At 66.3% G+C, this 13117-nt stretch carries 11 protein-coding genes; 4 read left to right on the top strand and 7 right to left on the bottom strand.

The features are described 5' to 3' along the window. Positions 1–7 precede the first annotated feature (7 nt). Positions 8–856 carry a fumarylacetoacetate hydrolase family protein gene (locus G3545_RS00505; RefSeq protein ID WP_170008983.1) on the bottom strand — a complete coding sequence of 283 codons (849 nt, stop codon included), beginning with the start codon at positions 854–856 and terminating at the stop codon, positions 8–10. A 64-nt stretch (positions 857–920) separates the two neighbouring features. Next, positions 921–1322, bottom strand: coding sequence for a YciI family protein (locus tag G3545_RS00500; protein ID WP_170008982.1), 402 nt, complete (start codon positions 1320–1322; stop codon positions 921–923). 205 nt (positions 1323–1527) lie between these two features. On the opposite strand from G3545_RS00500, the gene G3545_RS00495 reads away from it, so the two are divergent. The 3 genes from G3545_RS00495 to G3545_RS00485 all read left to right on the top strand — a co-directional run bounded on the left by G3545_RS00495 (position 1528) and on the right by G3545_RS00485 (position 4100). Beyond that, the gene (locus tag G3545_RS00495) at positions 1528–2121 is read left to right on the top strand and encodes a LysE family translocator (protein ID WP_170008981.1); all 594 of its coding nucleotides are present in this window, start codon (positions 1528–1530) and stop codon (positions 2119–2121) included. A gap of 108 nt (positions 2122–2229) precedes the next feature. Then, entirely contained in the window at positions 2230–3036 is an 807-nt protein-coding gene (locus tag G3545_RS00490) for a UDP-2,3-diacylglucosamine diphosphatase (RefSeq protein ID WP_246702633.1), read from the top strand. Continuing rightward, positions 3036–4100: a glycosyltransferase family 1 protein gene (locus G3545_RS00485; RefSeq protein ID WP_170008979.1), complete on the top strand. Its 1065-nt coding sequence runs from the start codon at positions 3036–3038 to the stop codon at positions 4098–4100. Before G3545_RS00490 ends, G3545_RS00485 begins: the two co-directional genes overlap by 1 nt. Positions 4101–4218: 118 nt before the next feature. On the opposite strand, the gene G3545_RS00480 is transcribed toward G3545_RS00485, so the two are convergent. Continuing rightward, positions 4219–5223, bottom strand: coding sequence for a threonine/serine dehydratase (locus tag G3545_RS00480; RefSeq protein WP_170008978.1), 1005 nt, complete (start codon positions 5221–5223; stop codon positions 4219–4221). Between the two features lie 57 nt (positions 5224–5280). Further along, positions 5281–5754, bottom strand: coding sequence for an SRPBCC family protein (locus tag G3545_RS00475; RefSeq protein WP_170008977.1), 474 nt, complete (start codon positions 5752–5754; stop codon positions 5281–5283). A 284-nt stretch (positions 5755–6038) separates the two neighbouring features. Between G3545_RS00475 and G3545_RS00470 the strand changes: the two genes are divergently transcribed. Continuing rightward, positions 6039–6659, top strand: coding sequence for an XRE family transcriptional regulator (locus G3545_RS00470; protein ID WP_170008976.1), 621 nt, complete (start codon positions 6039–6041; stop codon positions 6657–6659). 152 nt (positions 6660–6811) lie between these two features. On the opposite strand, the gene G3545_RS00465 is transcribed toward G3545_RS00470, so the two are convergent. From G3545_RS00465 to murJ, 3 genes are all read right to left on the bottom strand, one after another. Beyond that, entirely contained in the window at positions 6812–10003 is a 3192-nt protein-coding gene (locus tag G3545_RS00465; protein WP_170008975.1) for a multidrug efflux RND transporter permease subunit, read from the bottom strand. Positions 10004–10020: 17 nt separating this feature from the next. Next, positions 10021–11247, bottom strand: coding sequence for an efflux RND transporter periplasmic adaptor subunit (locus tag G3545_RS00460; protein WP_170008974.1), 1227 nt, complete (start codon positions 11245–11247; stop codon positions 10021–10023). Between the two features lie 153 nt (positions 11248–11400). Continuing rightward, positions 11401–12933: a murein biosynthesis integral membrane protein MurJ gene (murJ, locus tag G3545_RS00455; RefSeq protein WP_170008973.1), complete on the bottom strand. Its 1533-nt coding sequence runs from the start codon at positions 12931–12933 to the stop codon at positions 11401–11403. Positions 12934–13117: the final 184 nt, after the last annotated feature.

The following is a 13117-nucleotide window of genomic DNA, read 5'->3' as shown; positions in this document are numbered from 1 at the left end:
GGGTGTGTCAGCCGGGAAACGCCACCACCGTCTGGCGCTGCTCGCCGAGCCCGTCCATGCCGAGCGTCACCACGTCGCCCGGCTTGAGATAGACCGGTGGCTTCATGCCGAGGCCAACGCCCGGCGGCGTGCCGGTGATGATGACATCGCCGACATCGAGCACCATGAAGCGGCTGATGTAGGCGACGAGGAAGTTCACGCCGAAGATCATGGTGCGGGTCGAGCCGCGCTGGCGCTTCTCGTGATTGACGTCGCACCACATGGAGAGGTTCTGCACGTCGGTGATCTCGTCGGGCGTCACCAGCCAGGGGCCGAGTGGGCCGAAGGTCTCGCAGCTCTTGCCCTTGATCCATTGCCCGCCGCGCTCGATCTGGAAGGCGCGCTCGGAGACGTCATTGGCGAGGCAGAAGCCGGCTATATACCGACCGGCGTCGGCTTCCTCGACATAGCGGGCGCGGCTGCCGATGACGATGCCGAGTTCGACCTCCCAATCGAGCTTGGTCGAGCCCATGGGCTGGATGATGTCGTCGTCCGGGCCGACGATGCAGTTCGGCGCCTTGGAGAACAGCACCGGCTCGGTCGGGATCGCCATGCCCGCCTCCTCGGCGTGGTGGGCATAATTGAGCCCGACGGCGATGAAATGCCCGGGCCGCGTGACGCAGGCGCCGAGCCGCACGCCGGCCGGCGCTTCGGGTAACGAAGCTGGGTCGAGCGCGCGCAGCCGGTCGAGACCGGCCGGCGTGAGCGTGTCCCCACCAATGTCTGCAACGATGCCGGAGAGATCGCGCACCACTCCGCTGGCATCGATGAGGCCGGGCTTCTCCATGCCGGCAGCGCCGAAGCGGACGAGCTTCATGGTGTGTCCTCCCCTGATCGGTGCGGATCATGTCCCCGCCGATCAGGGGAGGCAACGCGGCGTATCAGCCTTGCTCGCTCCCGGCCGGCGCTTCGGTGACCGGGAACGGCGCCCCAGGCAGATAGAGCAGGATGGGCCTGATCTCATACACCGCGGTGGGATTGACCCGGCGCAGGTCGCGCGCGACGGCGATCACCTCTTCGCGCGTCTCGCGGTCGACGACATAGAGGCCGAGCAGTTGCTCCTTGGTCTCGGCGAACGGGCCGTCAATGACGACGCCGGCGCCGGGACCACGCAGCGTGCAGGCCCGCCCCGTCGGCCCGAGCCGTGCCGCCGGACCGAGGCAGCCCTCCTTGTCGAGCCGGTCATGGACCTTGAGCAGGCCGTCCATCACCGCCGCGTCCTCCTCCGGCGTCCAGGACGCGACCGTCTCTTCCACATGATAGGCGAGAATGGCGTAGAGCATCGACCTCCCCTTTCCCCGCATCGCTTCAGCGGGCGCCTCAAGGACGCTCCGACAGCAGCGCAGCCGACATCAGCGGACACACTACTGGCGATTTCGGATTGCCGCGATTTCGGATTGCGCCTCGACGCCGGCAGGTCTAGCGAAGAGACAACCGACGATTAGGGCAGGCATACTGCCCTAACGCCTCCTGCAGCGAGTTGCGGCCGTGGTCAGTTCCCTGCTCTCCCTCACGCTGTTCGCCATAGCCGGCGCCTTCACGCCGGGGCCGAACAACATGATCTCGGCGGCATCTGGCGCCGCCTTCGGCTTTCGCCGCACGCTGCCTCAGATCTGGGGCGTCGCGCTTGGTTACCCGGTGATGATCCTTGCCGTCGGCTTCGGCCTCGGCGGCATCTTCACCGCCATCCCCCAGCTCCATGTGATTCTGAAAGTCATCGGCGCCGCCTATCTGCTTTATCTCGCTTGGAAAATCGCCAATGCCGGAGGCCCGCACGGCTCCGATCCGATCGCCCGGCCGCTGACCGTGCTGCAGGCCGCCTTGTTCCAGTGGGTCAATCCCAAGGCGTGGACGCTGGCGCTCGGCGTGGTGCCGGCCTTCACCACCGTCGGCGGCGATCTCGTCGCAGAAGTGTTGCTGATCGCGCTGGTGATGGGCATAGTCACATTTCCGGCGCTTGCTGTGTGGGCCGGATTCGGTGTCGTGCTGGCGCGCACCTTGTCGGATGATCGCCAGCGCCGGATCGTCAATCTCCTAATGGCGGCCCTGGTCGCCGCAAGCGTGCTTATGCTGTTCGTCTAAAAGGCAGTTTCCCCGGCGTCATAAAAGCGTGACCCGACTCGGGCTTATCTGCCCTTCATGAATCATTCTCTGAGCCTGGATCAGGGCCCCGCGGGGAGACCGCCCGAGGTGAACGACGAACCCGACGCGCGACGCTTCCGCAGCCTCTTTATTTCCGATGTTCATCTCGGGACCAAGGGCTGCCAAGCCGAGTTGTTTCTGGATTTCCTGAAACACCATGACGCCGACAATATCTATCTGGTCGGCGACATCATCGACGGCTGGCGCCTGCGCGCCGGCTGGTACTGGCCGCAGACGCACAATGACGTGGTGCAGAAGGTGCTCCGCAAGGCCCGCAAGGGCGCGCGCATCTTCTATCTGCCCGGCAACCATGACGAGTTCCTGCGCGACTATTATGGCAGCCACTTCGGCGGCATCGAGGTGGTCGAGACCGCGATCCACGAAGCGGCGGACGGCAAGAAGTATCTCATCATCCATGGCGACGTGTTCGACGTGGTGGTGCGCCACGCCAAATGGCTCGCCTTCCTCGGCGACGGCGCCTACACCTTCGCGCTCGGCGTCAACACCTACCTCAACTGGGTCCGCCGCAAGCTCGGCTTCCCTTATTGGTCGCTGAGCCAATGGGCCAAGCTCCGGGTGAAGAACGCGGTGAACTTCATCGGCCGCTTCGAGGAAGCCGTGGCCAATGAGGCGCGGCGCCACAAGGTTGACGGCGTCATTTGCGGCCACATCCACCACGCCGTGATGCATGACCGCTTCGGCATCGCCTATCTCAATACCGGCGACTGGGTGGAAAGCTGCACCGCCATTGTCGAGCATGAGGATGGCCGCTTCGAACTGATTGACTGGGCGCGGCGTTTCCGCTCCGGTGCTGATGCTCCGCTCCTGCTCGAACGCCCGCGGGTCGCTGCCTGATGCGCATACTGATCGCGACGGACGCCTGGCATCCGCAAGTCAATGGCGTGGTGCGCTCGCTCGAGCACACCGCGCGCGAGGCGACGCAACTCGGCGCAACAATAGAATTCCTCACCCCGAAGGAATTCCGCACCCTTCCGATGCCGACCTATCCGGAGATCCGGCTGGCGCTGACCACCTCGCGGATGATCGCCCGGCGGCTGCGCCAGCAGGCCCCGGATTTCGTGCACATCGCGACCGAAGGGCCGATCGGCATTATGACGCGCGGCGCCTGCCTCGCGCAGGGGCGGATCTTCACCACCAGCTACCATACCCGCTTCCCGGAATATCTTGCCGCGCGCGCCCCGGTGCCGCAGCGCCTGTCCTATGCGTGGCTGCGCCGCTTCCACAATGCCGCCGCCGGCATGATGGTCTCGACCGACACGCTGGAGACCGAGCTGCGCGGCCGCGGCTTCCGCAACATCATGCGCTGGTCGCGCGGCGTGCATGCCGACCTGTTCCGCCCCCGCACGATGGACGAGATCACCGACCCCGCGCTGCACGATCTGCCGCGCCCGGTCTTCCTCTATGTCGGCCGGGTGTCGGTGGAGAAGAACATCGAGGCGTTCCTCGCGCTCGATCTGCCCGGCACCAAGCTCATCGTCGGCGAAGGCCCGGCGCGCGGCGAATTGCAGGCGCGCTATCCGGCCGCCCGCTTCCTCGGCCTGCGCGAGGGCGAGAGCCTTGCCCAGGCTTACTCCGCCGCCGACGTCTTCGTATTCCCGAGCCTCACCGACACCTTCGGCATCGTGTTGCTGGAAGCGCTGGCGAGCGGCCTCCCGGTCGCTGCCTTCCCGGTCACCGGACCGGTTGACGTGATCGGCCCGACGGCCGAAGGGGCAGACCGGGTCGGCGTGCTCAGCAACGACCTTCGCGCCGCGGCATTGGAAGCGCTCACGCTCGATCGCGACGCCGCACGGCAATTCGCGCTACGCCACAGCTGGCGCGCCTGCACCGAGCAGTTCCTCGCCAATATCAGTGAAGCGCAGAGCCGTGTGCAGCGCCTCGCCGCCGCGGTGGGATAAGGGCGCGTTAAGCCGCAAATGTCGTCATCCCGGACGGCCGAAGGCCGATCCGGGATCGTAGGAAGGTGTTGCGCATCCCCTTCTTACGATCCCGGGTCTTCGGCCGGGATGACGAAACCTAGGCCCGTCCCGCGATCTTCAGGCATTGGAGGAAGGTCGCTGCATCGACATTGCCGCCTGACAGCACGATGGCGGCGGTCATGCCCCTGAGGTCGAGCCGCCCGGCCAGCACTGCCGCAAGCCCGACCGCGCCGCCCGGCTCCACCACGATCTTCAGTTCCTCGAAGGCGAAGGCGACGGCGCGCGCCACTTCCTCGTCACTCGCCACCACGCCCTCGCCGACCAGCTTCGAGCTGATCTCGAAGGTCAGCTTGCCAGGCGTCGGCGCCAGCAGCGCGTCGCAGAACGAGCCGGAGGCCTGCGCGTTGCGCTCGCGATGACCGGCACGGAACGAGCGCGCATGGTCGTCGAAGCCGGCAGGCTCGGCGGTCAGCACATGGGCATGCGGAAAATGCTGCTTCACCGCCAGCGCGATGCCGGACACCAGCCCGCCGCCCGAGGCATTGGCCAGCACGTAGTCCGGGGCGAGGCCGAGACGGGCGAGATCCTCGGCGATCTCCAGCCCGACCGTGCCCTGCCCGGCGATGATGTGGAAATCGTCATAAGGCGGCACATAGATAGCGCCGCGCCGCTGCGCGATATCGAGCGCGATCGCCTCGCGATCCTCGGTAACGCGGTCATACTCGACCACCTCACCGCCGAACGCGATGGTGCGCGCCTTCTTCAGCGCCGGCGCATCCTTCGGCATGACGATGACCGACGGCATGCCGAGCAGCGTCGCCGCCGCGGCGACGCCCTGCGCATGGTTGCCGGAGGAACAGGCGACGACGCCGCCGGCCCGGTCGGCCGCGTCGATGCGGGAGATTCGGTTATAGGCACCGCGGAACTTGAAGGAGCCGGTGCGCTGCAGCGGCTCCGGCTTCACGAAGACGCGCCCGCCGGTCAGCTCGTCGAGCTTGGGAACGGCGAGCAGCGGCGTGCGCACCGCGACCGGCGCAAGGCGCTCGGCCGCGGAGGCGACATCGGCGAAGGTCGGCAGAAGGGGGTGTTGATGTGCGGTCATGGCGACATCCTAATCCGCCGAGGCGGCATCCGCACCCCGCTTCATGGCGAGTGCCGCTTATTTCAGCTTGGCCTTCAGGCCGCCGAGCCCGGCGTCATAGATGCCGGTAATGACTTCGGCCGCCTTGGCATCGCTGGCGCCCTTGGCCTTGAAGTTGCCGGCCCAGGTGATGGTCGAACCGGTGCCGTGCTCCTTCACCGAGATTGTGGACTTGTAGTCTTCGACCGGCAGCGGGCTCTCAAGGATGGCATAGGTATAGCTCATGCCGCGGTCGCTGCGCTCAAGCTCCTCTTCCAGGATGGTGCCGCCGCCCTTCAACGAAAGCGTACGCGCCGCATGCGCCTTCCGCATGCCGAGTTCGCATTTAGCGATGGCGGGATGCCAGACCCCGATGCCGCAGAAGGCGCCGATCGCTTCCCAGGTCTTGGCGGGGTTCGTGGAGACCTCGACCGAGCGGGTGATCTCGACGGCGAAGGCAGGCGTAGCGGCACAGACGAGCAGCCCTGCGGCAAGCAGGTGACGATAGGACATGGGCTTCCTCCCAGGCGTTGGCCTTGTCGGCAGCTCTCCGGCTGCCATGGCGTGAGGCTATCGCAACGCGCAAACCCCGCAAGGCGCGTGGACGTGAGACGTTTTGGCAGCTCACAGCCTTGCGCTGTCGCGCGGGCGCAACCCGGAGCACCATTCGCTCGGACGAATCATCCGAGCGACAAGATAGTGCTCTAGATTCAATATGTTGGAGCATGTTCGGAGCGCAAAAGTCTTCCAACCTTCGCGGAACATGCGCTAATGTCCGGCCAGGCACAGGAGGGTACATGTCGGGCCGCACGCGAATTCTCGACCGGGACGGCATGGATGCCGGTGCGCAGGCCATCACTGGCCAGCTCGGCCGCACCATCCAGCGGCTGCGCAAGGCCTATAATCTCTCGCTGGCTGACCTCTCCGAGCAATCCGGCGTCGCCAAGTCGATCATCAGCCAGATCGAGCGCAACGAGACCAACCCGACGCTCGCCACCGTCTGGCGGCTGTCGCAGGCGCTGGACGTCTCCATCGAGCGCTTCCTCGCCGCCACCGACGACGAGCCGTTCGTCGAGCATCTGAGCCGGGGCGACACGCCGATCCTGGTCTCCGAGGACGGCAAATGCCGCCTCACCATCACCGGCTGGATCAAGACGGTGGAATGGCTGCAATGGTTCGACTTCGTCGCCGAACCGGGCGGCGAGCTGGTCTCCGACGGCCACCAGCGCGGCTCGATCGAGTGCCTGTCGGTGCTGTCGGGCGAACTGGAGGTCGAGTGCGCGGACGTCGTCGAGGTGGCCCGCGCCGGCGAGACGCTGCGCTATCGCTGCGACCGCCGGCACGTCATCCGCAATCTCGGTACCAAGCCGGCTCACGCCACCATGGTGTGCCTGTTGAAGGCGGCCGTCCTGGACTGACGGGCGACGCTTGGCTTTCCTCTCCCCGTTGGGGAGAGGTGGCCCGCGAAGCGGGTCGGTGAGGGGTGACACGATTGCGGAGCGGCGAGCCCCTCACCCCTGCCCTCTCCCCGACGGGGAGAGGCAGAAGGTCAGCATTCGCGAGCCGCCGCTCACGCTGACGGCTGCACTTCCGCCGGCGGCGCTGGCGGCTCGACGTTCGGTGCGGGCCGACGGCGCTCGCCGAGACTGGCCAGCCAACGGCACACCACATAGAAAGTCGGCGTGAACAGCAGGCCGAACACGGTCACGCCGATCATGCCGGAGAACACCGCGGTGCCGAGCGCCTGGCGCAGTTCGGCGCCCGCCCCGGTCGCCCGCACCAGCGGCACCACGCCGAGGATGAAGGCGAGCGACGTCATGATGATCGGCCGCAGTCGCAGCTGCGCAGCATGCGTCGCCGCCTGCTGCCGCGGTTCGCCGCGATCCTCGAGTTGCTTGGCGAACTCGACGATCAGGATGGCGTTCTTGGCCGCGAGCCCGATCAGCACGATGAAGCCGACCTGGCTGAGGATGTTGTTGTCCATCCCGCGTATCAGGATTCCGGTGACGGCGGCGATCAGACACATCGGCACGATGAGGATGACCGCCAGCGGCAATGTCAGGCTCTCATACTGCGCCGCCAGCACCAGGAACACGAACACCACGCCGAGCGCGAAGGCGAAGATGGCGGTGTTGCCGGCATTGATCTGCTGATAGGCCAGCGTCGTCCATTCGAAGGCGAAGCCCTCGGGCAGGGTCTCCTTGGCGATCTGCTGCATCAGCTGGATTGCCTGGCCCTGCGAGGTGCCGGGTGCCGTGTTGCCGTCGAGTTCCGCCGCTGGATAGAGATTGTACCGGGGCACGCGGTACGGCCCGGAAATGTCCCGCACCGTGGTGAAGGAGCCGAACGGCACGGTGTCGCCATTGGTATTTTTTACCCTGAGCCTCAGCACGTCCTCCGGGGTAAGGCGGAATGGCGCGTCCGCCTGGGCCTGGACCCGGTAAGTGCGGCCGAACAGGTTGAAGTCGTTGACATAGGACGAGCCGATATAGATCTGCAGCGCGGCGAACGCGTCGGCCATGTTGATGCCGAGCAGTTGCGCCTTGGTGCGATCGATGTCGAGGAAGAGCTGGGGCGTCGAGGTCTCGAACAGCGAGTAGACCTGGGACAGCCCGGGCGTCTGGTTGGCCCGGCCCATCATCGCATAGACCGCGCCCTGCAAGGCGTCGAAGCCGCGGCCACCACGGTCCTCGATCATCATGCGGAAGCCGCCGGCATTGCCGATGCCGGACACCGGCGGAGGCTGCACCACGATCATGAACGCTTCCTCGATCCCGGCGAGCTGCTGGAACAGCGCCCCCTGGATTGCGGTCGCGGATTGGCGCGGATCCTTCGCCCGATCTTCCGCCGGCCCGAGGATGACGAACATGGCGCCGGCGTTCGGCGCGTTGGTGAAGGTGGCGCCGGAGAAGCCGACGATATTCACCACATGCTCGACGCCGGGAACCTTCAGCGCGATCTCCGCCGCCCGCGTCATCACCGTGTTGGTGCGCTCGAGTGCGGCGCCGCCCGGAAGCTGGGAGGCGACGATCAGGTAGCCGCGGTCCTGCGCCGGGATGAAGCCCTGCGGCGTGTCGCGGAACACCGTGAAGCCATAGGCGAGGATGCCCGCATAGACGATGAGCACGATGACGGCGAAGCGCACCAGCCGGCCGGTGAGCCAGCCATAGCCGCGCGAGACGCCGTCGAAGCCCTTGTTGAAGATGCGGAAGAAGCCAACCACCGGCCAGGCGTACCAGGCCGTCTTGCGTTCGGTGTGATGCGGCTTCAGCAGCAGCGCACACATGGCGGGCGACAGCGTCAGCGACACCAGCAGCGAGATCAGCGTCGAGCCGGCAATGGTCAGTGCGAACTGGCGATAGAACTCACCGGATATGCCGGTGATGAAGGCCGAGGGAATAAAGACCGAGGCCAGCACCAGCGAGATGGCGACGAGCGCGCCGCCCACCTCATCCATGGTCTTGTAGGCGGCGTCACGCGGCGAGAGTCCGGTCGAGATATTGTGCTCGACGCTCTCCACCACGACGATGGCGTCGTCCACCACGATGCCGATGGCGAGCACCAGACCGAACAGCGAGAGGTTGTTCAGCGAGAAGCCGAACAGGCTCATGACGAAGAAGGTGCCGATGAGCGACACCGGTATCGCCAGGATCGGGATGATCGCGGCGCGCCATGTCTGCAGGAACAGCACCACCACGATGATGACGAGGATGATCGCCTCGATGATGGTGTGTTCCACCGCCTCCACCGACTGGGCGATGAAGCGCGTCGGATTATAGGCGGTCGAATAGGCGACGCCGGCAGGGAAGCTCGTGGAGATACGCGCAATCTCGGCCTCGATGGCCTGGCCGGTGGCGAGCGCGTTCGAACCCGGCAGCTGGAAGATGCCAAGCACCACCGCGGGCTTTGAATCGAAATAGGAGTTGGACGAATTGTCCTGCGCCGCGATCTCGATGCGCGCGACGTCGCGCATGCGCACCACGGCATTACCGACCTGCCGCACCACGATGTTGCCGAACTGCTCGGGCGTCGACAGGCGCCCGAGCGTGCGTACCGCCACCTGGAAGGCGAGTTGCTTCGGCACCGGCGGCGCATTCAGCACGCCGGAGGCGACCTGGATGTTCTGCGCCTGCAATGCGGCGACGACGTCAGTCGCGGCGAGGTTCAGCGCCTGCAGCTTGGTCGGGTCGAGCCAGACCTGCATGGCATAGTCGCGGCTGCCGAACACGGTGATCGAGCCGACGCCCTTCACGCGCTGCAGCTGATCCTTGATCTGCAGGTTGGCGTAGTTCGAGATGAACAGCGAGTCGCGGGAATCGTCCGGCGAGTAGAGGCTCACCGCCATCAATATGTCCGGCGAGCTCTTCGCCGTGATGACGCCGATCTGCTGAACTTCCTGCGGCAGGCGCGGCGCCGCAATGGCGACGCGGTTCTGCACCTGGACCTGCGCGATATCGAGATCGGTGCCGACCTCGAAGGTCACGGCGATGGAGAAGCGCCCGTCCGCCGTCGAGTTCGACGACAGATAGATCATCTTCTCGACGCCGTTGATCTGCTGCTCGATCGGCGAGACCACGGTGTCGGCCACCGTCTCGGCGCTGGCGCCGGGATACTGGCCGGTCACGTTGATGACTGGTGGCGCGATATCCGGATACTGCGCGACCGGCAACGAGAAGAACGCCACGCCGCCAAGGATCATCACCACGATGGAAACCACCGAGGCGAAGATCGGGCGATCGATGAAGAAGTGCGAGAAGCGCATGTGCCGACCTCCCGCGATCAGTTCGCTGCAGCGGGTTTGGCGGCAGCGCCAGCCGGCGGAGTCCCGGCCGGCGGCTTGGCCTGCTCTTCCTGGGCGACCACCTTGGCGCCCGGCCGGATGCGGACCAGCCCGTTGACCACCACGCGATCCTCGCCGGTGATACCGGTGGTGATGACGCGCAGCCCGTCAACGACGCGGCCGAGCGTGACGTACTTCATCTGCGGCGCCTGCGGATCGCTGCCGGGGGCCATCACATAGACGAACTTGCGAGTCTGTTCGGTGCCGATGGCGACGTCCGGCACAAGGATCGCTTCGTGCGGATCGGACGACGGCACACGGATGCGGCCGAACATGCCGGGCGTGAACTGGGCGGTGGGGTTGGCGAACTTGGCACGGCCGCGGATGGTGCCCGTGCTCTCCTGGATCACATTGTCGATGAAATCCATCGTGCCCTGATGCGGGAAGCCGGTCTCGTCGATGAGCTCGAGCTGTACCGGGATCGGATCGCCCGGTCCGCCCGCCACGCGGTCCCGCTTGTTGGTCATGCGCTGGTAGCGGATGTAGGAGGCCTCGTCGAAGGTGAACTCGAAATAGATCGGGTCGATCGAGACGACGGTGGCGAGCAACGTATTGGTGTTGGTACCGCCCTGCCCGCCGGTAACGAGATTGCCGACCGCGACGCGGCGGTCACCGATGCGGCCATTGACCGGCGAGCGCAGCTCGGTGAATTCGAGGTCGAGCTGGGCGGCACGTACCGCCGCATCATTCGCAGCGACCTGCGCGCGCGCCGAGCGCTCGACCTGCTGGCGCTGGTCGAAGGTCTGCTTGGAGATGGCGGTCGAGGTCTTGTCCTGGAGCAGGGTCTGCGCGCGCTGCAGGTCGGAGATCGCGAAATCGAGGTCCGCCTGCGACCTGGCGAGGTTGGCCTGCGCCTGCTCGAGCGCCACCTGGAAGGGCCGCTTGTCGATGGTGAAGAGCAGGTCATTCTGCTTGACGATCTGGCCATCGATGAAGCCGATCTTGTCGAGATAACCGGAGACGCGCGCATAGACCTGGATCAGGTCCACCGCGGTGAAGCGCCCGACATATTCGTCATAGTCGGTGATGGTCTTCTTGGTCGGCAGTGCAACGGTGACCGGAGGCGAAGGCGGCGCCTGCTGCGCCTGCTGGTTGTCACCGCAACCGGCGAGCAGCGCGGCCATCGCAAACGCGACAAAGCCGAGACGCGGGAACGCGACTTTCATGGAAGGCCTCCGGACGAACGAACAACATGGCTTTCCGGCTCTAGAGCCGGGAACTCCGCGCATCCGTCCCGCCACGGGTAACGCTTCGGCGAGTGGCGATAGCACAATTTTGCTGCACCGCGTAAGTCGGATCACGGCACCTTCGAGGTGGCGTTAACCGCCGCGTACCAACGCCCGCAGCTGCCGGCGCCCTAAGGTAAGCCAGATTGTCGCGGCATAGACCGCGCCCCCGATGATGAGGCAGAGGAAGAGGCGTGTCTCCTCACGGAACACCGGCAACGCGTTTGTGAACGGCAGCGCCCCCCTGGCGACGCCATAGAGCACGCCCGCCAGCAGCAGCGTCGCCAAGGCGAGCCGCGGCAGCGCGCGCATGAGCGCGGCATCCCCCGCCAATATGCCCTGCCGCCGTGCAAACCAGATCAGCAGCGCCAGATTCACCCAGCCGCCGACCGAGGTGGCGAAGGCCAGCCCGACCTGCGCGAACTGGTCCATCAGCGCGATCTTGAGGGCGATGTTGACGCCGGCCGCCAGCAGCGTGGCGATCACCGGCGTACGAGTGTCGCCGCGCGCGTAGAACGGTGCCATGAAGGCACGCATGATGACGAAGGGCACCAGCCCGACACCATAGGCGGCAAGCGTCATCCCCGCCGCCGCGGCAGCCTCGGCGGTGAAGGCGCCGCGCATGAACAGCGCGCGCATCGTCAGCTCCGGGACAGCAAGTGCGCCGGCCATGAATGGCAGCGCGAGCAGCAGCGTCAGCTCGATTGCCCGTGCCTGCGCGTGCCGGGCGCCGTCATCGTCGCCGGCGGCAAGGCGACGCGACATTTCCGGCAGCAGCACGATGCCGGCAGCTATGCCGACGACGCCGATCGGCAGCTGGTTGATGCGATCGGCGTAAAACAGCGCGGCGATCGCGCCTTGCGGCAGGAACGAAGCGATCAGCGTGTCGGCGAAGATGGCGAGCTGGACGCCTGCCGAGCCGAGAATGGCAGGCCCCAGCGCCTTGAGGAAACGCCGTGTCTCCGGATCGAGCCGAGGCCGGCCGAAACGCAGCCCGAGCCCGTGCGTGCCGGCGTCGAACAACAGCAGCCCGACTTGCAGGAAGCCGGAGATCAGCACGCCCCAGGCCGCCGCGTGGCCTGGGGTCGGGAACAGGCCGACGGCGCTGAGCGTGCCGACCATAGCGACGTTGAGCAGGATCGAGGCCGCCGCCGCGGCCCAGAACCGGTCATTGGCGTTGAGCACGCCGCCGACCAGCGTCACCACCGCGATCAGCCCGAGATAGGGGAAGGTGATGCGGGTAAAGGCGACGGCGAGGTCGAAGCGCTGAGGGTCGTCGGACAGGCCGGGCGCCAGTATGGCGACCACCCAGGGCGTCGCCGCCAGCGCCAGGCCGAGGAAGGCGAACTGCACGACGACGACCGCGGTCAGCATGCGATCGGCGAACAGCCGCGCGCTGACCGGCCCTTCCTGCGTCTTCACCCGTGCATAGGCCGGCACGAACGCCGCGTTGAAAGCGCCCTCGGCGAAGATGGCACGGAAATGGTTCGGCAGGCGGAAGGCGATGTAGAAGGCATCCGCGACCGGCCCGGCGCCGAGCACCGCAGCCATGACGATATCGCGGACGAAGCCGGTAAGCCGGGACACAAGCGTCCAGCCGCCGACGGAGAAGATGGAGCGAATCATGAAAGGTCCGGCTGCCGAACGCGGTGCCGGAACCTACCCAAGCGCGGTCTCGCCCGCCAGCGGGTCGGGAAAGCGCAGGCATGGCCGCCTAACATTCGTGCCTTGCGTCGTCATCCCGGCCGCAGCGCAGCGGAGAGCCGGGATCGCGTGAAGTCCCCTGCATCAGCTTCTTACGATCCCGGAT

This window comes from Starkeya sp. ORNL1 (assembly GCF_012971745.1).
GTDB lineage: Bacteria > Pseudomonadota > Alphaproteobacteria > Rhizobiales > Xanthobacteraceae > Ancylobacter.
Note: the sequence above shows the minus strand (reverse complement) of the source record. Positions and strands in the feature narration are given on the sequence as shown.

Bases quoted from the DNA above. Each gene is read 5' to 3' on its own strand.
- G3545_RS00475 (WP_170008977.1), bottom strand. From the start codon at position 5,754: ATGTCCTATCGTCACCTGCTTGCCGCAGGGCTGCTCGTCTGTGCCGCT.
- G3545_RS00470 (WP_170008976.1), top strand. From the start codon at position 6,039: ATGTCGGGCCGCACGCGAATTCTCGACCGGGACGGCATGGATGCCGGT.
- G3545_RS00500 (WP_170008982.1), bottom strand. From the start codon at position 1,322: ATGCTCTACGCCATTCTCGCCTATCATGTGGAAGAGACGGTCGCGTCC.
- G3545_RS00485 (WP_170008979.1), top strand. From the start codon at position 3,036: ATGCGCATACTGATCGCGACGGACGCCTGGCATCCGCAAGTCAATGGC.
- G3545_RS00480 (WP_170008978.1), bottom strand. From the start codon at position 5,223: ATGACCGCACATCAACACCCCCTTCTGCCGACCTTCGCCGATGTCGCC.
- G3545_RS00465 (WP_170008975.1), bottom strand. From the start codon at position 10,003: ATGCGCTTCTCGCACTTCTTCATCGATCGCCCGATCTTCGCCTCGGTG.
- G3545_RS00505 (WP_170008983.1), bottom strand. From the start codon at position 856: ATGAAGCTCGTCCGCTTCGGCGCTGCCGGCATGGAGAAGCCCGGCCTC.
- murJ (WP_170008973.1), bottom strand. From the start codon at position 12,933: ATGATTCGCTCCATCTTCTCCGTCGGCGGCTGGACGCTTGTGTCCCGG.
- G3545_RS00460 (WP_170008974.1), bottom strand. From the start codon at position 11,247: ATGAAAGTCGCGTTCCCGCGTCTCGGCTTTGTCGCGTTTGCGATGGCC.